We start from the raw sequence: 21,914 nt of genomic DNA on the forward strand, positions 1-21,914 counted from the left end.
ATTTGTGTCCTAACTTCCTGTTACGTAAGCCAAAGGTAAATTGCCGGTAAAGGCGCTTTGCTTAATACCCGCCAGTGCTTATCGTTCAGCCTCCCGTAGAAAAAAGCGCACGCGCCCAATGGTTGATCATTCCATGCAATCCTCCGCTTCCCGCAATCCTCGTCGCTGGCTGTTCGGCCTGCTTGTCCTGTTGGTCATCGCCGGCCTGTGCTGGAAGTTCTGGCCCGCTGGCAGCACCCCGAAGGAGGGCGCAGGGCAGAAAGCCGTTGCCGGGCATACCGGTCGGTCGGGGGGGATGCGTCCGGGATTCGGCGGGGCGACGGGACCGGTTCCGGTGCGCGTGGCGCCGGTGGTCAAAGGCGATTTTCCGCTGTATTACAAGGCGCTGGGCACGGTCACGGCGCTGAACACCATCAATGTGCGCAGCCGCGTCGGTGGCGAACTGGTCAAGGTCTATTTCGAAGAAGGGCAGATGGTCAAGGCGGGTGACTTGCTGGCCGAGATCGATCCACGTCCCTATCAGAATGCCTTGCTCCAGGCCGAAGGCACCTTGCTGCAGAATCAGGCGCAATTGAAAAACGCCCAGGTCGACGTCGAGCGCTATCGTGGCCTGTACCGCGAAGACAGTATCGCCAAGCAAACCCTGGACACTGCCGAAGCGCTGGTCGCCCAGTATCAGGGCACGGTCAAGACCAATCAGGCGGCGGTCAACGACGCCAAGCTCAATCTCGAATTCACCAAGATCCGTGCTCCGATCACCGGGCGTGTGGGCCTGCGGCAGCTGGACGTCGGCAACCTTGTGGCGGCCAACGACACCACGGCGCTGGTGATCATCACCCAGACCCAACCGATCAGCGTGGCGTTTACCTTGCCGGAAAACAGCCTGGACACCGTGCTGACCCGCTATCGCACCGGCGCCAAGCTGCCCGCCGAAGCCTGGGACCGCGGCGACACCCAATTGCAGGCCACCGGCGTGTTGCAGAGCCTCGATAACCAGATCGACGTCACCACTGGCACCCTGAAATTCAAGGCCCGCTACGAGAACCGCGATCAAGCGTTGTTCCCGAATCAGTTCGTCAACGTGCACCTGCTGGCGGATACCCTCAAAGACGTGATGCTTGCGCCCTCGGCGGCGATTCAGTTCGGCACCAACGGCACGTTTGTCTATGCCCTGGACGGCGACAAGAAAGTCGCGATCCGCCAGTTGAAAGTCGGTGCCAGTGACGGGGAAAACACCGTGATCACCGAAGGCCTGGCCATCGGTGATCGGGTGGTGCTGGAAGGCACCGACCGCCTGAAGGACGGCAGTGAAGTGGAAGTGGTCAACGACAGCAAGGATGTACCGACCACTCCGACCGAACATCTGCAAGGCAAATCGGCGGCGACCCCAGGCGAGCCGGCGACCACCGACAAGGCGAAAAAGGGCGGCGCATGAACATCTCGCGGCTGTTCATCCTTCGCCCGGTCGCCACGACCCTGAGCATGCTGGCCATTATTCTGGCCGGGGTGATCGCTTATCGGCTGCTGCCAGTGTCGGCATTGCCCCAGGTCGATTACCCGACCATCCGCGTCATGACGCTCTATCCCGGCGCCAGCCCGGATGTCATGACCAGCGCCGTGACCGCGCCGCTGGAGCGTCAGTTCGGCCAGATGCCCGGCCTGACCCAGATGGCTTCGACCAGTTCCGGTGGTGCCTCGGTGCTGACCCTGCGGTTCAGCCTCGACATCAACATGGACGTCGCCGAGCAGCAGGTGCAGGCGGCGATCAACGCCGCGACCAATTTGCTGCCCAAGGATCTGCCCGCGCCGCCGGTGTACAACAAGGTCAACCCGGCGGATACCCCGGTGCTGACCCTGGCCATCACCTCCAAAACCATGCTGCTGCCCAAGCTCAATGACTTGGTCGATACCCGTATGGCGCAGAAAATTGCGCAGATCAGCGGCGTCGGCATGGTCAGCATCGCCGGCGGTCAGCGTCAGGCGGTGCGGATCAAGGTCAACCCCGAGGCCTTGGCGGCCAACGGCCTGAACCTGTCGGACGTGCGCACCTTGATCGGTGCCTCCAACGTCAACCAGCCCAAGGGCAACTTCGACGGCCCGACCCGGGTGTCGATGCTCGACGCCAACGACCAGCTGACTTCGCCCAAGGACTACGCCAACCTGATTCTGGCCTATAAAAACGGCGCGCCGTTGCGGCTCAAGGACGTGGCGGAAATTGTCGATGGCGCCGAGAACGAACGCCTGGCGGCATGGGCCAATGAAAACCAGGCCGTGCTGCTGAACATCCAGCGTCAGCCCGGCGCCAACGTCATCGAGGTGGTCGACCGGATCAAGGCCTTGCTGCCGAGCATCACCGACAACCTGCCGGCCGGCCTCGACGTCACGGTGCTCACCGACCGCACCCAGACCATCCGCGCCTCGGTCACCGACGTGCAACACGAACTGCTGATCGCCATCGCCCTGGTGGTGATGGTCACGTTCCTGTTCCTGCGGCGGGCCAGTGCCACGATCATTCCGTCGGTGGCGGTGCCGCTGTCGTTGATCGGCACCTTCGGCGTGATGTACCTCGCCGGGTTTTCGGTCAACAACCTGACCCTGATGGCGCTGACCATCGCCACCGGTTTCGTGGTGGATGACGCGATCGTGATGCTGGAGAACATCTCCCGCTTCATCGAAGAGGGCGACAGCCCGCTGCAAGCGGCGCTCAAGGGCGCCAAGCAGATCGGCTTCACCCTGATTTCCCTGACGCTGTCGTTGATCGCGGTGCTGATTCCGCTACTGTTCATGGCTGACGTGGTGGGGCGTTTGTTCCGCGAGTTCGCGATCACGTTGGCGGTGGCGATCCTGATTTCGCTGGTAGTGTCTCTGACACTGACGCCGATGATGTGCGCGCGGCTGCTCAAGCGTGAGCCCAAGGAAAAAGACCAGGGCTGGTTCTACCGCTCCAGTGGCGCGACCATCGACTGGATGATCGCCGCCTACGGGCGCAAGTTGCAGTGGGTGCTCAAGCATCAACCGCTGACTTTGCTGGTGGCCATCGGCACCCTGGCATTGACCGTGTTCCTGTACATGGTGGTGCCCAAGGGCTTCTTCCCGGTGCAGGACACCGGGGTGATCCAGGGGATTTCCGAGGCGCCGCAGTCGATTTCCTTCGCGGCGATGAGCGAGCGCCAGCAGGAACTGGCCAAGGTGATCCTGGCTGACCCTGCGGTCGAAAGCCTGTCGTCCTATATTGGTGTCGACGGTGATAACTCGACGCTCAACAGCGGCCGGTTACTGATCAACCTCAAGTCCCACAGCCACCGCAACCTGAGCGCCACCCAAGTCATTGCCCGCTTGCAACCGGAGCTGGACAAGCTGGTTGGCATTCGCCTGTTCATGCAGCCGGTGCAGGATCTGACCATCGAAGATCGGGTCAGCCGTACGCAGTACCAGTTCAGCATGTCGTCGCCGGATGCCGAGTTGCTTAGCCTGTGGAGCGGGCGTCTGGTCGAAGCCCTGGCGCAACGGCCGGAACTGACCGATGTCGCCAGCGATTTGCAGGACAAGGGTTTGCAGGTTTATCTGGTGATCGACCGCGATGCGGCGTCGCGGGTCGGTGTGTCCGTATCGAACATCACCGACGCGCTGTACGACGCCTTCGGTCAGCGGCAGATTTCCACCATTTACACCCAGGCCAGCCAGTACCGCGTGGTGCTGCAATCGCAGTCCGGCGAGAAGATCGGCCCAGATGCGCTGAACCAGATTCACGTCAAGACCACCGATGGCGGGCAAGTGCGCCTGTCCAGCCTGGCGCATGTCGAGGAGCGTCAGGCACAACTGGCTATCACCCACATCGGCCAGTTCCCGGCGGTGATGATGTCCTTCAACCTGGCACCCGGCGTGGCACTGGGGCATGCGGTCGAGATCATCGATCAGGTGCAGAAAGACATCGGCATGCCGATTGGCGTGCAGACCCAGTTCCAGGGCGCGGCTGAAGCCTTCCAGGCGTCGCTGTCGAGCACCTTGCTGCTGATCCTGGCGGCGGTGGTGACCATGTACATCGTGCTCGGCGTGCTCTACGAGAGCTACATTCACCCGATCACCATCCTCTCGACCTTGCCCTCGGCGGCGGTCGGCGCCTTGCTGGCGCTGCTGTTGAGCGGTAATGACCTGGGGATGATTGCGATCATCGGCATCATCTTGCTGATTGGTATCGTGAAAAAGAACGCGATCATGATGATCGACTTCGCCCTTGAAGCTGAACGCAATCAGGGCATGGACCCGCAGGCTGCGATCTATCAGGCGGCGCTGCTGCGCTTCCGGCCGATTCTGATGACCACCCTGGCCGCGTTGTTCGGTGCGGTGCCATTGATGCTGGCCACCGGCTCCGGCGCGGAGTTGCGCCAGCCTTTGGGTCTGGTAATGGTCGGTGGCTTGCTGGTGAGTCAGGTGCTGACGCTGTTCACCACGCCCGTTATCTACCTGTACTTCGATCGCCTCGGGCGGCGCTGGGGCCGTAAGTCCGAGTCCGTGGACCCGGTAGAGCAGCCATGAACCTGTCCGGACCGTTCATCAAGCGCCCCGTCGCGACGATGTTGCTGAGCCTGGCGATCATGCTGCTGGGCGGCGTGAGTTTCGGCCTGTTGCCGGTATCGCCGCTGCCACAGATGGATTTCCCGGTGATCGTGGTCCAGGCGAGCCTGCCCGGTGCGAGCCCGGAGGTCATGGCCTCCACCGTGGCCACGCCGCTGGAACGGTCCTTCGGCGCGATCGCCGGGGTCAATACCATGAGCAGCCGTTCCAGCCAGGGCTCGACCCGGGTGATTCTGCAGTTCGACCTGGACCGCGACATCAACGGCGCGGCGCGGGAAGTGCAGGCGGCGATCAACGCCTCACGCAACCTGCTGCCGAGCGGGATGCGCAGCATGCCGACCTACAAGAAGGTCAACCCGTCCCAGGCGCCGATCATGGTGCTGTCGCTGACCTCCGATGTGCTGGAAAAAGGCCAGCTCTATGATTTGGCCTCGACCATCCTGTCCCAGAGCCTGTCCCAGGTGCAGGGCGTGGGTGAGGTGCAGATCGGTGGCAGTTCGTTGCCGGCGGTGCGCATCGAGCTCGAACCCCAGGCGCTCAACCAGTACGGCGTGGCACTGGACGATGTGCGTACCACCATTGCCAACGCCAACGTGCGCCGGCCCAAGGGCTCGGTCGAAGACGGCCAGCGGCTGTGGCAGGTCCAGGCCAACGATCAGCTGGAAAAGGCCAAGGATTACGAGTCGCTGATCATTCACTACGCAGACGGCGCGGCCCTGCGCCTGAAGGATGTGGCGAAGGTCAGCGACGGTGTCGAGGATCGCTACAACAGCGGGTTCTTCAACGATGACGCAGCGGTGCTGCTGGTGATCAACCGCCAGGCCGGCGCCAACATCATCGAGACGGTCAACGAGATCAAGGCGCAGTTGCCGGCCTTGCAGGCGGTGCTGCCGGCCAGCGTCAAGCTGAACCTGGCGATGGACCGTTCACCGGTGATCAAGGCCACCCTGCACGAAGCGGAAATGACCCTGCTGATTGCCGTGGCGCTGGTGATTCTGGTGGTGTTCCTGTTCCTCGGTAACCTGCGCGCCTCGCTGATCCCGACCCTGGCGGTGCCGGTTTCGCTGGTGGGCACGTTTGCGGTGATGTACCTCTACGGTTTCTCTCTGAATAACCTGTCGCTGATGGCGCTGATTCTGGCCACCGGGCTGGTAGTGGACGATGCCATCGTGGTGCTGGAGAACATTTCCCGGCACATCGACAAGGGCGTACCGCCGATGAAGGCCGCGTACCTCGGGGCGCAGGAAGTCGGCTTCACGCTGCTGTCGATGAACGTCTCGCTGGTGGCGGTGTTCCTGTCGATCCTGTTCATGGGCGGGATCATCGAAAGCCTGTTTCGCGAGTTTTCCATCACCCTGGCGGCGGCCATCGTGGTGTCGCTGCTGGTGTCGCTGACGCTGACACCGATGCTCTGCGCGCGCTGGCTCAAGCCACATACGCCGGGGCAGGAAAACCGTCTGCAACGCTGGAGCCAGCGGGCCAATGAGTGGATGGTCGGCAAATACGCCACCAGTCTCGACTGGGTGCTGCGTCATCGCCGACTGACCTTGCTCAGTCTATTCGTGACGATTGGCGTAAACATTGCGCTGTATGTTGTTGTTCCTAAAACCTTTCTTCCCCAGCAAGACACCGGCCAGCTGATCGGTTTCGTGCGCGGCGATAATGGCCTGTCGTTCAGTGTGATGCAGCCGAAGATGGAAACCTTCCGCCGCGCCGTGCTCAAGGACGAGGCGGTGGAAAGCGTCGCCGGCTTCATCGGTGGCAACAACGGCACCAATAACGCGTTCATGCTGGTGCGGCTCAAGCCGATCAAGGAGCGCAACCTGTCCGCGCAGAAAGTCATCGAGCGATTGCGCAAGGAAATGCCCAAGGTGCCCGGTGCGCAATTGATGCTGATGGCTGACCAGGACCTGCAATTCGGCGGCGGTCGCGAGCAGACCACCTCGCAGTATTCCTACATCCTGCAAAGTGGCGATCTCGGCGCTTTACGCGAGTGGTATCCGAAAGTCGTTGCCGCCTTCAAGGCCCTGCCTGAGCTGACGGCGATTGACGCCCGCGAAGGCCGTGGTGCCCAGCAAGTCACGCTGATCGTCGATCGCGACCAGGCCAAGCGCCTAGGCGTGGACATGAACATGGTCACGGCGGTGCTGAACAACGCCTATAGCCAGCGGCAGATTTCGACGATCTACGACAGCCTCAACCAGTATCAGGTGGTGATGGAGGTCAATCCGAAATACGCCCAGGACCCGGTCACCCTGAATCAGGTCAAAGTGATCACTGCCGACGGCGCGCGTATTCCGTTGTCAACCATTGCCCATTACGAAAGCAGTCTGGAAAACGACCGGGTCAGCCACGAAGGCCAGTTCGCTTCGGAAAGCATTGCCTTCGACATGGCCGACGGCGTGACGGTGGAGCAGGGCTCGGCGGCCATCGAACGGGCGATTGCCAAGGTTGGCCTGCCGGAAGACGTGATCGCGAAAATGGCCGGCACCGCCGACGCCTTCGCCGCTACCCAGAAGAGCCAGCCGTGGATGATTCTCGGCGCGCTGGTGGCGGTGTATCTGGTGCTGGGCGTGCTGTATGAAAGCTACATTCATCCGCTGACCATCCTGTCGACCTTGCCGTCGGCCGGTGTCGGTGCGTTGCTGTCAATCTATGTGCTGGGCGGCGAGTTCAGCCTGATCTCCTTGCTCGGGCTGTTTCTGCTGATCGGCGTGGTGAAGAAAAACGCCATCCTGATGATCGACCTGGCGCTGCAACTGGAACGGCACCAAGGCCTGGAGCCGCTGGAATCGATCCGCAGCGCCTGCCTGCAACGGCTGCGACCGATTCTGATGACCACCCTGGCAGCGATCCTCGGTGCCTTGCCGCTGCTGCTGAGCCGCGCCGAAGGGGCGGAAATGCGTCAGCCACTGGGCCTGACCATCATCGGCGGGCTGGTCTTCAGCCAAGTGCTGACCCTTTACACCACCCCGGTGGTTTACCTCTATCTCGACAAACTGCGCCATCGTTTCAACCGCTGGCGCGGGGTGCGTACCGATGCTGCTCTGGAAACTCCGCTATGACTGATCGTTCGCTTCTCAACCTGGCTGCACCGCTGATCACGGCCCGAGGCTCGCGTTTACTGAGCCTGTCGCTGTGCGTGGCGATGCTCAGCGCCTGCGCTATCGGCCCGGATTACCAGCGCCCGCAAACCGCCGCACCTGCGCAGTACAAAGAGGCAGCCGGCTGGCGTCAGGCTAACCCCAGCGATTCGTTGGTGCGCGGTGCCTGGTGGGAGCTGTATGGCGATCAGCAGCTCAACGGCCTGATCGAAAAACTCAACAGCGCCAACCAGACCGTCGCTCAGTCCGAAGCCCAGTACCGTCAGGCCCAGGCCTTGGTGCGCAGTGCCCGGGGGGCGTTTTTCCCGACGGCGGACCTGACCGTCAGCAAGAACCGCTCCAGCCAGGGCACCGGTAGCAGCAGTTCGAGCCTGAGCAGTTCGTCCAGCGGCATCCGTGACACTTACTCGGCACAGGTCGGGGTCAGTTGGGAAGCCGACATCTGGGGCAAATTGCGTCGAGGCCTGGAAGCCGACACAGCCAACGCCCAGGCGAGCTTTGCCGACTTGGCGGCGATGCGCCTGAGCCAGCAGTCGGAGTTGGTGCAGAACTACTTGCAACTTCGAGTGATCGACGAGCAGAAACGCCTGCTGGAAGCGACGGTCGAGGCCTATCAGCGCTCGCTGACCATGACCGAAAACCAGTACCGCGCCGGGGTTTCCGGTAAGGATGCAGTGGCCCAGGCCACCACACAGCTCAAAACCACTCAGGCGGAAATGGTCGACCTGATCTGGCAGCGTGCGCAGTTCGAGAACGCCATCGCCGTGCTGATCGGCCTGCCGCCGGCGGAATTCAGCCTGGCCGAAACCCCGGACATCCCTGCGTTGCCCCACGTGCCGCTAAGCCTGCCTTCGCAGTTGCTGGAGCGCCGCCCGGACATCGCCGCCGCCGAGCGCTCGGTGATGGCCGCCAACGCCAACATCGGCGTGGCCAAAGCTGCCTACTACCCGGACCTGACCCTGAGCATGAACGGCGGCTATAGCAGCAGCACCTACGCCAACTGGATCAGCCTGCCGAACCGCTTCTGGTCGGTTGGGCCGCAACTGGCCATGACCCTGTTCGACGGCGGGCAGCGCTCGGCCGAAGTCGATCGCAGCGAAGCGGCTTACGACGAGACCGTCGCCAAGTACCGCCAGACTGTGCTCGATGGCTTCCGCGAAGTGGAAAACTATCTGGTGCAGCTCAAGGTGCTGGAAGACGAAGCCGTCGTGCGCCAGGAAGCACTGGATGCGGCACGCGAGTCCCTTCGCTTGACCCGGAACCAGTACAAGGCCGGGTTGATCGCTTATCTGGATGTGGTGGTGGTTCAGGCTACGGCGTTGAACAACGAACGCAACGCGCTGAGCCTGTTGCAGAGCCGGCTGATTGCCAGCGTGCAGTTGATTGCCGCGCTGGGCGGCGGGTGGGACGGGCAGCTTCAGGTGAGTGACAAGCAATAACTCCATCCCTGTGGCGAGGGAGCTTGCTCCCGCTCGGCTGCGAAGCAGTCGCAAACCGATTGATGCGTTTGACTGAATGTACGCGTGAGTATCTTTGGGACGGCTTCGCCGTCCAGCGGGAGCAAGCTCCCTCACCACAATCATCTTGGTGGCCTTTTGATTACTTTGTGAGTGCGTTCGTCCACGGAATCAGTACAATCGCCGGCTTTGCTCCCCGAGAACAAACTACAGTACGGCGGGGGCGGTTGCGAGAAGTCCCATGCTCATCGGTAGTTATTCCCTTTCGCTGGTTTTCATATCGCTGTGCGTGGCGATACTGGCCTCTTATACTGCGCTCGACCTCACCGGACGCATCGCCACGGCCAAGGGCCGAGCGGTGCATTTATGGACGGCGGGCGGCGCTTTTGCGATGGGCATTGGCGTGTGGTCGATGCATTTCATAGGCATGCTCGCGTTCACATTGCCAATCGACCTGGGCTACGACACCACCCTCACGTCGCTGTCACTGTTGATTGCGGTCCTGTCTTGCGGCTTTGCCCTATGGCTGGTCAGTCAGCCACGGTTGCCGGCCTGGCAACTGGCGTTTGGCGCGCTGGTTATGGGCGCGGGCATCAGCGCGATGCATTACACCGGCATGGCTGCGATGCGCATGCAGCCGGGCATCGATTACGACCCGACACTGTTTGGCGCGTCGTTGCTGATTGCCGTCGGCGCGTCGGGCGCGGCGCTATGGATCGCTTTCCGTCTGCGCCAGCACACGCCGTATGTTCGCCTGTTCCGTGCGGGTGCTGCAGTCATCATGGGCATTGCCATCGTCGGCATGCACTACACCGGCATGGCCGCTGCGCGCTTTGCCGACGGCAGTTTCTGTGGTGCGGCGGTCAGCGGCTTGAACGGCAAGGGCCTGGACAGCCTGGTGCTGATCACCACCTTGGCGATATTGAGCATCGCCTTGCTGACGTCGGTCCTCGATGCCCGCCTGGAGGCTCGCACGGCAGACCTCGCCCATTCGCTGACGGTGGCTAACCGCGAACTCACTCAACTGGCTCTGCACGATACCCTCACGGGTCTGCCGAACCGGGTATTGCTGGCTGACCGTATCGATCAGGCCATGTCGAAAGTGCAGGAGCAGGGCGGTTGTTTTGCGCTGATGTTCATTGATCTGGACGGCTTCAAACCGGTCAACGACGCATTCGGCCATCACATGGGCGACCAACTGTTGCGTGAAGTTGCACTGCGCCTGCGCGAAGACCTGCGTAGCCAGGACACCCTGGCGCGGATCGGCGGCGATGAGTTCGTGTTGTTGGTGCGCCTGAACGAGCCGAACGATGCGCTGAGCCTGGCGGAGCGTCAGGTCGGGTTGATTGCACGCTCGTTCCGGGTCGCTGAACATGACTTGCAGATTTCCGCCAGTGTCGGCATCGCGCTCTATCCGGGCAACGGTCAGACGGCCGATGAGTTGCTGATGAACGCCGACGCGGCGATGTACCACGCCAAAGGCGCCGGGAAAAACGGGCATCGCTTCTTCGACGCCTCGATGAACAGCAACGCGCGCAAACAGCTGCAATTGCTTCAGGATCTGCGCAATGCCGTCGATCATCAGCAGTTCAAACTTTATTACCAGCCCAAATTCGACGCCGGTCATGGCCGACCAGTGGGCGCCGAGGCGTTACTGCGCTGGGAGCATCCGACCCAGGGCCTGCTGCAGCCGGACACGTTCATTGACCTTGCGGAGAAGACCGGGCTGATCATTCCGATTGGCGAGTGGGTGCTCAACGAGGCCTGCCGGCAGATGCGCGAGTGGTACGTGCTCGGTTACACCGATTGGCGTATCGCGGTGAACCTCTCGGCCTTGCAATTCTGCCATGCGGGGCTGGTGCAGAGCGTTGCCAAAGCCCTGGCCACCCATCATCTGCCGGCCAACAGCCTGACCCTGGAAATCACCGAAACCACCGCCATGAGCGACGCCGATGCGAGCATGACGGTGTTGCAGGAGCTGTCGGAAATGGGCGTCGACCTGTCCATCGATGACTTCGGTACCGGCTATTCGAGCTTGATGTACCTCAAGCGCCTGCCGGCCAATGAACTGAAGATCGACCGGGGTTTCGTCCGCGATCTGGAGCACGACAGCGACGACGCAGCCATTGTCTCGGCCATCGTCGCCCTGGGCCAGGCGCTGGGCTTGCGGATCGTCGCCGAAGGGGTGGAAACCGATGTTCAGCAAAACTTCCTGACCCAGCTGGGCTGCGACTCGTTACAGGGTTACCTGCTCGGGCATCCGCTGCCGGCCGATCGCTTCATGGTCGACATACACCGAGCGGAACAGGTTGGGGACGTCGTACCTGTAGCAGCTGCCGAGCCCGCGAGGCTGCGTTCGGCGGCGAAGCCGTCGTAAACCCTACATGCAAGGTTGTACCGACACACCGCGATAGCCCATTTCACGACGGCTTCGCCGCCGAACGCAGCCTCGCAGGCTCGGCAGCTGCTACAAGATGTACCATGCCCCTTGATGTGGACCCATGCAAAACCGCGCAATGGCGGTTATTCTTGGCCCCGACTGCTTACGCTTGGAACGGGGGGAAGCCAGCATGGACAAAGTTATCGTCATCACCGGCGGCAGCCGTGGAATCGGCGCCGCCACGGCCCTGTTGGCCGCCGAACAGGGTTATCGGATCTGCATCAATTATCAGTCCGACGAACAGGCGGCGCTCAGTGTGCTGGAGCAAGTCCGCGCACGCGGTGCCCAAGCCATTGCCGTGCGTGCCGACGTCAGCATCGAAGACGAAGTGATCGCTCTGTTTCATCGGGTGGACACCGAACTGGGTCGGGTCACCGCGCTGGTGAACAACGCCGGCACCGTCGGACAAAAGTCGCGGATCGACGAAATGTCGGAATTCCGCATTCTGAAAATCCTCAAGACCAACGTCCTGGCGCCGATTCTCTGCGCCAAACACGCGATTTTGCGCATGTCGCCCAAACACGGCGGGCAGGGCGGCAGCATCGTCAACGTCTCCTCGGTCGCCTCGCGTTTGGGCTCACCCAACGAGTACGTGGATTACGCCGCGTCCAAGGGGGCGCTGGACACCTTCACCATCGGCCTGTCCAAGGAAGTGGCGGGCGAGGGGATTCGCGTCAATGCGGTGCGTCCGGGTTACATCTACACCGATTTCCATGCATTGAGCGGCGATCCGGACCGGGTCAGCAAGCTGGAATCGGCGATCCCGATGGCCCGTGGTGGGCGGCCGGATGAAGTGGCGGAGGCGATTGTGTGGTTGTTGTCGGATAAGGCGTCGTATGCGACGGGGACGTTTGTCGATCTAGGTGGCGGGCGTTAGTTTTCGAAATTTGTGTTGTCCCGGCTGGCCCCTTCGCGGGCAAGCCGCGCTCCTACAGGATTTGCGGTGTTCGCGAATTCCGTAGGAGCGAGGCTTGCCCGCGAAGAGGCCGGTACTGGCAACATCAAACCCTCAGAACGACCGCACAATCCGCCCCAACGTCTCCATCGCCTTCTCCGAATCCTCGGTCCACGGGCTGCCGTAATTCAACCGAATACAATTCCTGAACCGCTGAGTCGGTGAAAAAATCGGCCCCGGCGCAATGCTGATCCCCTGCGCCAGTGCCATCTGAAACAACTTCAACGAATCCATCTGCGGCGGCAGTTCCAGCCACAGGAAGTAACCGCCGGCCGGTTGGCTGACGCGGGTTTGGGCCGGGAAGTAGCGGGCGATGGCGGCGAGCATGGCACTTTGCTGTTCTTCCAGGGCGTAACGCAGCTTGCGCAGGTGCCGATCGTAGCCGCCGTGTTGCAGGTAATCGGCGATGGCCGCCTGGGCGGGCATCGAGGCGCATAGCGAGGTCATGAGCTTCAGCCGTTCGATTTTCTGCGCATAGCGCCCGGCGGCGACCCAGCCGATGCGGTAGCCGGGGGCCAGGCTCTTGGCGAACGAACCACAATGCATCACCAGCCCTTCGGTATCGAAGGCCTTGGCCGGTTTCGGCGCCTGCTGCCCGTAATAGAGCTCGGCGTAAACGTCATCCTCGATCAGCGGCACCTGATGGCTGCGCAACAACTCCACCAGTTCCTGTTTCTTCGCCTCGGGCATGGTCGCGCCCATGGGGTTCTGGAAACTGGTCATGCACCAGCAGGCCTTGATCGGGTGCCGTTCGAGGGTCTGGGCGAGTACGCCGAGGTCGATGCCGTCTCGCGGGTGGACGGGGATTTCCACGGCTTTGAGTTTCAACCGTTCCAGCACTTGCAGGCTGGCGTAGAACGCCGGGGCTTCGATGGCCACCAGATCGCCAGGCTCGGTGACGGCTTGCAGGCACAGGTTCAGCGCTTCCAGCGCACCGTTGGTGATCAGCAGTTCTTCCATCGGCAGCATCAGCCCGCCGACCATGTAGCGCAGGGCGATTTGCCGACGCAGTTGCGGGTTGCCCGGCGACATGTCGGTGACCACCATGCGCGGGTCCATCTCCCGGGCGGCACTGGCCAGCGAGCGGGACAAACGCTGCAGCGGGAACAGCGTGGGGCTGGGGAAGGCCGAGCCGAAGGGCACGGTGGTGGGGTCCTTGATCGAGTCCAGCACTGAGAACACCAGTTCGCTGACGTCGACTTCGGTGGACTCGTTGACCTGGCTGCTGATCACCGGCTCCGAGAACGGGCTTGGTGCATGCGCATTGACGAAGTAGCCGGAACGCGGTCGCGCGCGGATCAGGCCGCGACGTTCGAGCAGGTAATAGGCCTGGAACACCGTGGACGGGCTGACGCCGTAGGTCTGGCTGGCGTAGCGTACCGACGGCACCCGATGGCCGGGGCCAAGAACGCCGGAGCGGATCAGTTCAGCGATGTCGTCGGCGAATTTTTCGTAGCGTTTCATCGAGTGCCCGGTTTTAAGTTATTCAGTGGGTGCGCTGTTGTGGCGAGGGAGCTTGCTCCCGCTGGGGTGCGAAGCGCCCCTGAAAATTTACGACTGCTGCGCAGCCGAGCGGGACGGTGCGGCGATCCGACAAGCTCCCTCGCCACAGAGGACCGCATCCGACAAAGGATTGCATCTTAAAGGCTCAGCGGTTCATCGGTGCAACAAACCGGCTCTTGGCCACGCTATGGATGTCCGGCTCATCGCTGTCGACAATCTTGAAACTGATCGTCTGCGAGCTGCTGCTCGGCCGCTCCGTGGTCATCGCCACCGACACCGGCACATCGACAATTTCACCGGGGGCCAGGCTCAGTTCGGTCCTGCCTTGCAACTGGAAGCCGTCGCCATCGACCAGCGTCAGGCGGTAATCCTGACGTTGCTGGGTCTTGTTGATGACCTTCAGGCTGTAGATGTTTTCAATCTGGCCTTCACTGTTCTCGCGGAACAGGCCACGGTCCTTGCTCACGTCCAGCGACACCATCGGTCGCTCCACCAAGGCCAGGGCGAAGGCGCCGATCATCACCAGCAGCACCGCGGTGTAACCGATCAGACGCGGGCGCAGCAGGTGGGTCTTGCCACCCTGCAATTGATGCTCCGAGGTGTAGCTGATCAGCCCTCGGGCGTAGCCCATTTTGTCCATGATCGAATCGCAGGCGTCGATGCACGCGGCGCAACCGATGCATTCCATCTGCAAGCCATCGCGGATGTCGATGCCGGTGGGGCAGACCTGCACGCACACCTGACAGTCGATGCAGTCGCCCAGTCCGACCTCGGCGGGTTTCACCTCACGCTTACGCGGGCCACGGTTTTCGCCGCGAGCCACGTCGTAGGAAATGGTCAGGGTGTCCTTGTCGAACATCACGCTCTGGAACCGTGCGTACGGGCACATGTGCATGCACACCGCTTCACGCAGCCAACCGGCGTTGATGTAGGTGGCACCGGTGAAAAACAGCACCCAGAACAGGCTGACACCGCCGATTTGCAAGGTCAGCAGTTCTTCGGCCAGGGGCCGGATCGGCGTGAAGTAGCCGACAAAGGTCAGGCCGGTGAGCAGGCTGATCGCCAGCCACAGGGTGTGCTTGGCCGAGCGGCGCAGCAGTTTGTTCAGGCCCCAGGGCGCGGCTTGCAGCTTGATCCGCTGGTTGCGCTCGCCTTCGGTGATTTTCTCGCACCACATGAAGATCCAGGTCCAGGAGCTCTGCGGGCAGGTGTAACCGCACCAGACCCGGCCTGCGAACACGGTGATCGCAAACAGGCCGAACGCAGCGATGATCAGTAGCGCCGACAGCAGGTTGAAGTCCTGGGGCCAGAAGGTCGCGCCGAAGATGTGGAATTTGCTTTCGGACAAATCCCAGAGCACTGCCTGACGACCGCCCCAGTTCAGCCACACGGTGCCGAAGAACAGCAGAAACAGAAACCCCGCGCCGCTCATGCGCAGGGTGCGGAACAGGCCGGTGAAGCTGCGGGTGTGGATCAGGTTGTCGCTGGACTTGGCCTTCATCTTCGGACGCGAAGGCTCATTGCTTTTTATGAATGAGGCAGGTTCAACGGTTCGGACAGGGATTCTATCGCTCATGGTCTTTCGCTCATCAGCCTCCATCAGGCCTGAGCACTATGACCAGCGATCTGTTTGCATAACAGACTCAGCTAACGCAATAAAAAGCGGATCAGATGGTTTGCCCGCACCCGCCTGCGACAAGTTGATGCACCCGCAAGGGCGGGCTGCAAATACCTATGTCAGGCGCTGGCGGGGTGTGTTGATGCGGGTCAGTCAAATCACCGAATCACTGTTCGTGGCCTTCAGATGCCGGCGACCGTCCGCAGCGCCTGCTACGGTCAATGCGTCGGCTTCTGCTTCGGTGATGTAGAAGCGTCGGCCGTCGAAGTCCACTGCCGACATGGATTTTTCCTCATCAGTGATTATGGTGATATCAGGGCAAAGGCGAATTTCTTCGCTGTCCTCGGTGATGAAGAAACAGGTCTGGTTTTCGATTCGCACGGTCATGGAGGAGGCCTTTTTGCGGATTCATTAAGTGTTAGGACGCATTTGCCGGTGATTGTTCTGTGCAGCCGATAGATGGCGTGAGTCGTGCTTAAGTTGGTTGACCCGTGCCCGAAGGATTCGATTCCCCGAAGGGCCTGGCAAATCCCTCTGAACTTTGCCGGCGCCTGTGGCTCGGAACTTATGTGTGTTCATACCCTTGAGTTCATCTCGGGGCAGATTGCTTCGTGTGAGTGATGACCAGGCACAAGAGCGTCCTTGGGGCGTAAGGAGAGATGCTCGATGACCGCTGAAAAACCCACAGAACTGAGCTACAACCCGCATATACCGCTGTCCCAGGCGTTACTGCTGCCGCGAATCGTGATCGAAAGCACCATGCCGACCCTCGATGGCGGGCAATTTGCCGTTAAAGCCGTGGTCGATCAGGACGTGGTGGTGACCAGCAAAGTGTTTGCCGACGGTCATGACAAACTGGCCGTGCGCATCCGTTGGCGTGCCGAAGGCGACGACACCTGGCAGAGCGAGGTAATGGCCGAGTTGGGCAATAACGGCTGGCAGGGCCAGTTTCGTGTCAAGAAGCAGGGCCGCTATACGTTCTGCATCGAAGCCTGGATCGATCAGTACGCCAGTTTTTGCTATGAACTGAAAAAAAAGCACGGGGCCTGCATGTCGGTCAGCCTGGAATTACAGGAAGGGCGCCTGCACGTCCAGCAGGCAGCCGAACGCAGCGAAGGCCACCTCAGCGAGCAGCTGATGGCGTTACACCGTGAGTTGTCCGGTCTGCTCGAAACCGAGCAGGTTGCCTTGTTTCTGCACCAACGCAGCGCGGACTTGATGGCCCAGGCCGATCATCGTCCCTTCCTCAGCCTGAGTCCTGAATACCCGGTGGACGTGGAACGGGAGTTGGCGCAGTTCGCCAGTTGGTATGAATTGTTTCCGCGCTCGATCACCGATGATCCGGCCCGTCATGGCACCTTTAATGACGTGCATACGCGGCTGGCGATGATTCAGGACATGGGGTTCGACGTGCTGTACTTCACGCCGATCCACCCGATCGGCCGCAGCTACCGCAAAGGCCCGAATAACTCGTTGACCGCTGGCCCCGACGACCCGGGCAGTCCTTACGCCATCGGCAGCGAAGAAGGCGGGCATGAGGCGATTCACTCGGAACTGGGCAGCCGCGAGGACTTTCGCCGGCTCGTCGCGGCGGCTGCCGAACATGGGCTGGAAGTGGCCCTCGACTTCGCGATTCAGTGTTCCCAGGATCACCCGTGGCTCAAACAGCATCCGGGCTGGTTCAACTGGCGGCCGGACGGCACGATCAAATACGCCGAGAACCCGCCGAAGAAATATCAGGACATCGTCAACGTCGATTTCTATGCCGTGGACGCGATTCCCAGCCTGTGGGTTGAATTGCGCGACATCGTGGTGGGCTGGGTCGAAGAGGGCGTGAAGCTGTTTCGCGTCGATAACCCGCACACCAAACCGCTGCCGTTCTGGCAGTGGCTGATTGCCGATGTACGGGCGCTGTACCCCGAGGTGATTTTCCTCGCCGAAGCCTTTACCACGCCGGCAATGATGGCGCGTCTGGGCAAGGTCGGTTATTCCCAGAGCTACACCTATTTCACCTGGCGCAACACCAAGACCGAACTGGCGACCTATTTCACCGAACTCAATGAATCGCCGTGGCGTGAATGCTACCGACCGAATTTTTTCGTCAATACGCCGGACATCAACCCGGCATTCCTGCATGACTCCGGGCGCCCGGGTTTTCTGATTCGCGCGGCGCTTGCGACCATGGGTTCCGGGTTATGGGGCATGTATTCGGGCTTCGAACTGTGTGAAGCGGCGCCGGTGCCGGGCAAGGAGGAGTACCTCAATTCCGAGAAGTACGAGATCCGCCCACGGGACTTCAACGCGCCGGGCAACATCATTGCCGAAATCGCCCAGCTCAACCGCATCCGCCGGCAGAACCCGGCGCTGCACACGCATCTGGGCCTGAAGGTCTACAACGCCTGGAACGACAACATTCTGTATTTCGGCAAGCGCAGTGAGGATGGCAGCAATTTCATTCTGGTGGCCGTCAGCCTCGATCCGAATAACGCCCAGGAAGCGAATTTTGAATTGCCGCTGTGGGAAATGGGCCTGCCCGACGATGCCCGCACCCAAGGCGAAGACTTGATGAACGGTCACCGCTGGACCTGGCACGGCAAGTACCAGTTCATGCGGATCGAACCGTGGCATCTGCCGTTCGGGATTTGGCGGATTACTCATTCCTGAGGGTGGTAAGGGGGGCTTTCTCCTGTACCGGTAAGTGAAGCGGCAAGTGCGATCTATAGCAGCTGCCGAGCCTGCGAGGCTGCGTTCGGCTGCGAAGCAGTCGTGAAATCAAACGACGCGGTCTTGCAGATATACCGTGCACTCATGTTTTACGACGGCTGCGCCGCCGAACGCAGCCTCGCGCTGCTCGGCAGCTGCTACAGCCGGACGCAGCCTTCGGCTCATGACGAACTCGAATTCAACAGGAGTTACAAATGGCGAAGAAACCCAGGTCTGCCACCTTCATCAAGGACCCGCTCTGGTACAAGGATGCGGTGATCTACCAGGTTCACGTTAAGTCTTTTTTCGACTCCAACAATGACGGGATCGGCGACTTTCCCGGTCTTATCGCCAAACTCGATTACATCGCCGATCTGGGCGTCAATACCATCTGGCTGTTGCCGTTCTACCCCTCGCCACGCCGCGACGACGGCTACGACATTGCCGAATACCGTGGCGTGCACGCCGACTACGGCACCCTGGCCGATGCCAAGCGTTTCATTGCCGAGGCCCACGAACGCGGCTTGCGGGTGATTACCGAACTGGTCATCAACCACACCTCGGACCAACACCCGTGGTTCCAGCGTGCGCGCAAGGCCAAGCCCGGCTCGGCGGCCCGCGACTTCTACGTCTGGTCGGACAACGACCAGAAATACGACGGCACCCGCATCATTTTTCTCGACACTGAAAAGTCCAACTGGACCTGGGATCCGGTGGCCGGTCAGTACTTCTGGCACCGCTTCTATTCCCACCAGCCGGACCTCAACTTCGACAACCCGCAAGTGATGAAAGCGGTGCTGTCGGTGATGCGCTACTGGCTCGACATGGGCATCGACGGCTTACGGCTGGACGCAATCCCGTACCTGATCGAGCGCGACGGCACCAACAACGAAAACCTCCCCGAGACCCACGACGTCCTCAAGCAGATCCGCGCCGAGATCGACGCCAATTACCCCGATCGCATGCTGCTGGCCGAGGCCAATCAGTGGCCGGAAGACACTCAGCTGTATTTTGGAAACACCGACGCCAAAGGCCAGAATGGCGATGAGTGCCACATGGCGTTTCACTTCCCGCTGATGCCGCGCATGTACATGGCGCTGGCCCAGGAAGATCGTTTCCCGATCACCGACATTCTGCGCCAGACCCCGGAAATTCCCGCCAACTGCCAGTGGGCGATTTTCCTGCGCAACCACGATGAGCTGACCCTGGAAATGGTCACCGACCGGGAGCGCGATTACCTGTGGAATTATTACGCGGCCGACCGTCGGGCGCGGATCAATCTGGGGATTCGCCGGCGTCTGGCGCCATTGATGGAGCGTGATCGCCGCCGTGTGGAGTTGCTCAACAGCCTGCTGCTGTCGATGCCCGGCACGCCGACCCTGTATTACGGCGATGAAATCGGCATGGGTGACAACATCTACCTCGGCGACCGCGACGGTGTGCGCACGCCGATGCAATGGTCAATCGACCGCAACGGCGGCTTTTCCCGCGCCGACCCGGCCAGCCTGGTGTTGCCTCCGATCATGGACCCGCTATACGGCTACCTGTCGGTCAATGTCGAAACCCAGGCCGGCGACCCTCATTCATTGTTGAACTGGAACCGGCGCATGCTTGCGGTGCGCAAGCAATCCAAGGCTTTCGGTCGCGGCACGCTGAAAATGCTCTCACCGAGCAATCGCCGGATTCTGGCCTATACCCGCGAATTCACCGGTGAGGACGGCAAGCACGAGATCATTCTGTGCGTGGCCAATGTGTCCCGCAGCGCGCAAGCGGCGGAGCTGGATTTGTCGGCTTATGTCGGCATGGTTCCGGTGGAGATGCTCGGCGGCAATGCGTTTCCGCCCATCGGCCAGTTGAATTTCCTGCTGACGCTGGCGCCTTACGGCTTCTATTGGTTCGGCCTGGCGGCGGAGAACCAGATGCCGAGCTGGCACGTGGAGCCGGCGCAAAGCCTGCCGGATTTCACCACCCTGGTGCTGATGAAGCGCATGGAAGAGCTGCTCGAAGCACCGTCCCGGCAATCGTTGGAGCAGGGTATTTTGCCGAGCTGGTTGCAGAATCGCCGCTGGTTCGCCGGCAAGGACGGCACCATCGACAGCGTCAATCTCGCTTACGGCGTGCGCTTCGGCGATCCGCAGCATCCGGTGCTGTTGAGTGAAGTCGACGTTACCAGGGCTGGCCAGACCAGCCGCTATCAATTGCCGTTCGGCTTTATTTCCGAGGAGCAGGTTGGTGCAGCCTTGCCCCAGCAATTGGCGCTGGCCAGGGTCCGGCGCGGTCGGCAGGTCGGTTTGATCACCGACGCCTTCAGCCTCGACAGCTTTGTTCATGCCGTGTTGCAGAGCATGCAGGCCGGCATGGTGTTGCCGTCGGACGGCGGCGAGATCCGCTTCGAGCCTACCGACGAATTGGCCAGGCTCGGCCTGACCTCTGAGTCGGAGGTGCGTTATCTGTCGGCCGAGCAATCCAACAGTTCGGTGGTGATCGGCGGCAGTATGGTGTTGAAGTTGATTCGCAAGGTCGCGTCAGGGGTGCACCCGGAACTGGAAATGAGCGCGTACCTGACCCATGCCGGTTTCAAAAATATTTCGCCGCTGTTGGGGGCGGTGATCCGTCGCGATGCGGCGGGCGAGGACACGCTGTTGATGATCGCCCAAGGCTATTTGAGCAATCAGGGCGATGCGTGGGAGTGGACCCAGAACAACCTCGAACGGGCGCTGCGCGACGAACTCGCCGATGCCGTGTCCGAGCAGGCGCAGCACTACAACGCCCTCGGCGAGCTGAAGGATTTTGCCGGCATGCTCGGCCAGCGGCTTGGGGAGATGCATCAGGTATTGGCTACCCCGAGCGCCAACCCGGACTTCGCCCCACACATCATGAGCCAGAAAGATGCCCTGGCCTCGGCCAAGGACGTGGCGGCGCAGCTGGAACACGCGCTGAAGCTGCTCAAGCAACATCAATCCGAACTGAACGCGGCGGATCAGACGTTGGTTGGCCGATTGCTGGACAACAAAAAAGCCATCCTCGGTCATGTTCAGGAGTTGGGTAAAAAGGCCGCTGGCGGCTTGCGCATTCGCGTTCACGGCGACTTGCACCTGGGACAAGTGCTGGTGATCAAGGGCGATGCCTACCTGATCGATTTTGAGGGTGAACCCGCGCGGCCGCTGCGTGAACGCCGCGGTAAACACAGCCCCTATAAAGACGTCAGCGGCGTATTGCGCTCCTTCGATTACGCTGCGGCGATGGCGATCAACGTGCACAACGTCGACAACACGGCGGATGCCCAGGCGGCGCGTCAACGAGTCGCCGATCGTTATTTGAAAGAGGCGCGACAATCATTTGTCGACGCTTATCGGCTGGCGGCAGCTAGTCTTGCTCATGCATGGCAAGATCCCGAAGGCGAGGACGCTGCGCTGGCGTTGTTCGGGCTGGAGAAGGCGGCTTATGAAGTGGCCTATGAGGCGGAAAATCGCCCCACCTGGCTGCCCGTGCCGTTGCACGGTTTATATGGATTATTGAGTGGGCTTAAACCCTTTTCCGATCTTGGTGGAGAGTAGTC

11 protein-coding genes are annotated in these 21,914 nt (G+C 61.3%); 8 read left to right on the plus strand and 3 right to left on the minus strand.

Annotated features, from left to right (window positions below):
- Positions 1 to 118 precede the first annotated feature (118 nt).
- From AC30D7_RS03575 to AC30D7_RS03600, 6 genes are all read left to right on the plus strand, one after another.
- Complete coding sequence (locus tag AC30D7_RS03575; protein WP_490133078.1) at positions 119 to 1,435, plus strand: MdtA/MuxA family multidrug efflux RND transporter periplasmic adaptor subunit; 1,317 nt, start codon at positions 119 to 121, stop codon at positions 1,433 to 1,435.
- On the plus strand, positions 1,432 to 4,536 hold the full coding sequence (locus tag AC30D7_RS03580) for an MdtB/MuxB family multidrug efflux RND transporter permease subunit (protein WP_490133079.1): 3,105 nt from the start codon (positions 1,432 to 1,434) through the stop codon (positions 4,534 to 4,536). The genes AC30D7_RS03575 and AC30D7_RS03580 overlap by 4 nt, the downstream gene beginning before the upstream one ends.
- Complete coding sequence (locus AC30D7_RS03585; RefSeq protein WP_490133080.1) at positions 4,533 to 7,640, plus strand: efflux RND transporter permease subunit; 3,108 nt, start codon at positions 4,533 to 4,535, stop codon at positions 7,638 to 7,640. Before AC30D7_RS03580 ends, AC30D7_RS03585 begins: the two co-directional genes overlap by 4 nt.
- Entirely contained in the window at positions 7,637 to 9,118 is a 1,482-nt protein-coding gene (locus AC30D7_RS03590) for an efflux transporter outer membrane subunit (protein WP_490133081.1), read from the plus strand. Before AC30D7_RS03585 ends, AC30D7_RS03590 begins: the two co-directional genes overlap by 4 nt.
- Before the next feature lie 259 nt (positions 9,119 to 9,377).
- Positions 9,378 to 11,513 carry a putative bifunctional diguanylate cyclase/phosphodiesterase gene (locus AC30D7_RS03595; protein WP_490133082.1) on the plus strand — a complete coding sequence of 712 codons (2,136 nt, stop codon included), beginning with the start codon at positions 9,378 to 9,380 and terminating at the stop codon, positions 11,511 to 11,513.
- Between the two features lie 193 nt (positions 11,514 to 11,706).
- Positions 11,707 to 12,453 carry an SDR family oxidoreductase gene (locus tag AC30D7_RS03600; RefSeq protein WP_018926135.1) on the plus strand — a complete coding sequence of 249 codons (747 nt, stop codon included), beginning with the start codon at positions 11,707 to 11,709 and terminating at the stop codon, positions 12,451 to 12,453.
- A 132-nt stretch (positions 12,454 to 12,585) separates the two neighbouring features.
- On the opposite strand, the gene mapR is transcribed toward AC30D7_RS03600, so the two are convergent.
- The 3 genes from mapR to AC30D7_RS03615 all read right to left on the minus strand — a co-directional run bounded on the left by mapR (position 12,586) and on the right by AC30D7_RS03615 (position 16,039).
- Positions 12,586 to 13,995 carry a GntR family transcriptional regulator MpaR gene (gene mapR, locus AC30D7_RS03605; RefSeq protein ID WP_019579269.1) on the minus strand — a complete coding sequence of 470 codons (1,410 nt, stop codon included), beginning with the start codon at positions 13,993 to 13,995 and terminating at the stop codon, positions 12,586 to 12,588.
- A 184-nt stretch (positions 13,996 to 14,179) separates the two neighbouring features.
- The gene (gene ccoG / locus AC30D7_RS03610) at positions 14,180 to 15,610 is read right to left on the minus strand and encodes a cytochrome c oxidase accessory protein CcoG (protein WP_490133083.1); all 1,431 of its coding nucleotides are present in this window, start codon (positions 15,608 to 15,610) and stop codon (positions 14,180 to 14,182) included.
- Positions 15,611 to 15,805: 195 nt separating this feature from the next.
- Positions 15,806 to 16,039, minus strand: coding sequence for a DUF3203 family protein (locus AC30D7_RS03615; RefSeq protein WP_490133084.1), 234 nt, complete (start codon positions 16,037 to 16,039; stop codon positions 15,806 to 15,808).
- A gap of 279 nt (positions 16,040 to 16,318) precedes the next feature.
- Here AC30D7_RS03615 and AC30D7_RS03620 point away from each other — a divergent pair, with 279 nt between their 5' ends.
- Positions 16,319 to 18,316, plus strand: coding sequence for an alpha-1,4-glucan--maltose-1-phosphate maltosyltransferase (locus AC30D7_RS03620; RefSeq protein ID WP_490133085.1), 1,998 nt, complete (start codon positions 16,319 to 16,321; stop codon positions 18,314 to 18,316).
- Between the two features lie 254 nt (positions 18,317 to 18,570).
- Complete coding sequence (gene treS / locus AC30D7_RS03625; protein ID WP_490133086.1) at positions 18,571 to 21,912, plus strand: maltose alpha-D-glucosyltransferase; 3,342 nt, start codon at positions 18,571 to 18,573, stop codon at positions 21,910 to 21,912.
- Positions 21,913 to 21,914: the final 2 nt, after the last annotated feature.

Source organism: Pseudomonas sp. DF5 (assembly GCF_058148225.1).

What these genes read in the sequence shown, in the direction of transcription:
- AC30D7_RS03575 (WP_490133078.1), top strand. Translation starts at nt 119, where the DNA reads ATGGTTGATCATTCCATGCAATCCTCCGCTTCCCGCAATCCTCGTCGC.
- AC30D7_RS03580 (WP_490133079.1), top strand. Translation starts at nt 1,432, where the DNA reads ATGAACATCTCGCGGCTGTTCATCCTTCGCCCGGTCGCCACGACCCTG.
- AC30D7_RS03585 (WP_490133080.1), top strand. Translation starts at nt 4,533, where the DNA reads ATGAACCTGTCCGGACCGTTCATCAAGCGCCCCGTCGCGACGATGTTG.
- AC30D7_RS03590 (WP_490133081.1), top strand. Translation starts at nt 7,637, where the DNA reads ATGACTGATCGTTCGCTTCTCAACCTGGCTGCACCGCTGATCACGGCC.
- AC30D7_RS03595 (WP_490133082.1), top strand. Translation starts at nt 9,378, where the DNA reads ATGCTCATCGGTAGTTATTCCCTTTCGCTGGTTTTCATATCGCTGTGC.
- AC30D7_RS03600 (WP_018926135.1), top strand. Translation starts at nt 11,707, where the DNA reads ATGGACAAAGTTATCGTCATCACCGGCGGCAGCCGTGGAATCGGCGCC.
- mapR (WP_019579269.1), bottom strand. Translation starts at nt 13,995, where the DNA reads ATGAAACGCTACGAAAAATTCGCCGACGACATCGCTGAACTGATCCGC.
- ccoG (WP_490133083.1), bottom strand. Translation starts at nt 15,610, where the DNA reads ATGAGCGATAGAATCCCTGTCCGAACCGTTGAACCTGCCTCATTCATA.
- AC30D7_RS03615 (WP_490133084.1), bottom strand. Translation starts at nt 16,039, where the DNA reads ATGACCGTGCGAATCGAAAACCAGACCTGTTTCTTCATCACCGAGGAC.
- AC30D7_RS03620 (WP_490133085.1), top strand. Translation starts at nt 16,319, where the DNA reads ATGACCGCTGAAAAACCCACAGAACTGAGCTACAACCCGCATATACCG.
- treS (WP_490133086.1), top strand. Translation starts at nt 18,571, where the DNA reads ATGGCGAAGAAACCCAGGTCTGCCACCTTCATCAAGGACCCGCTCTGG.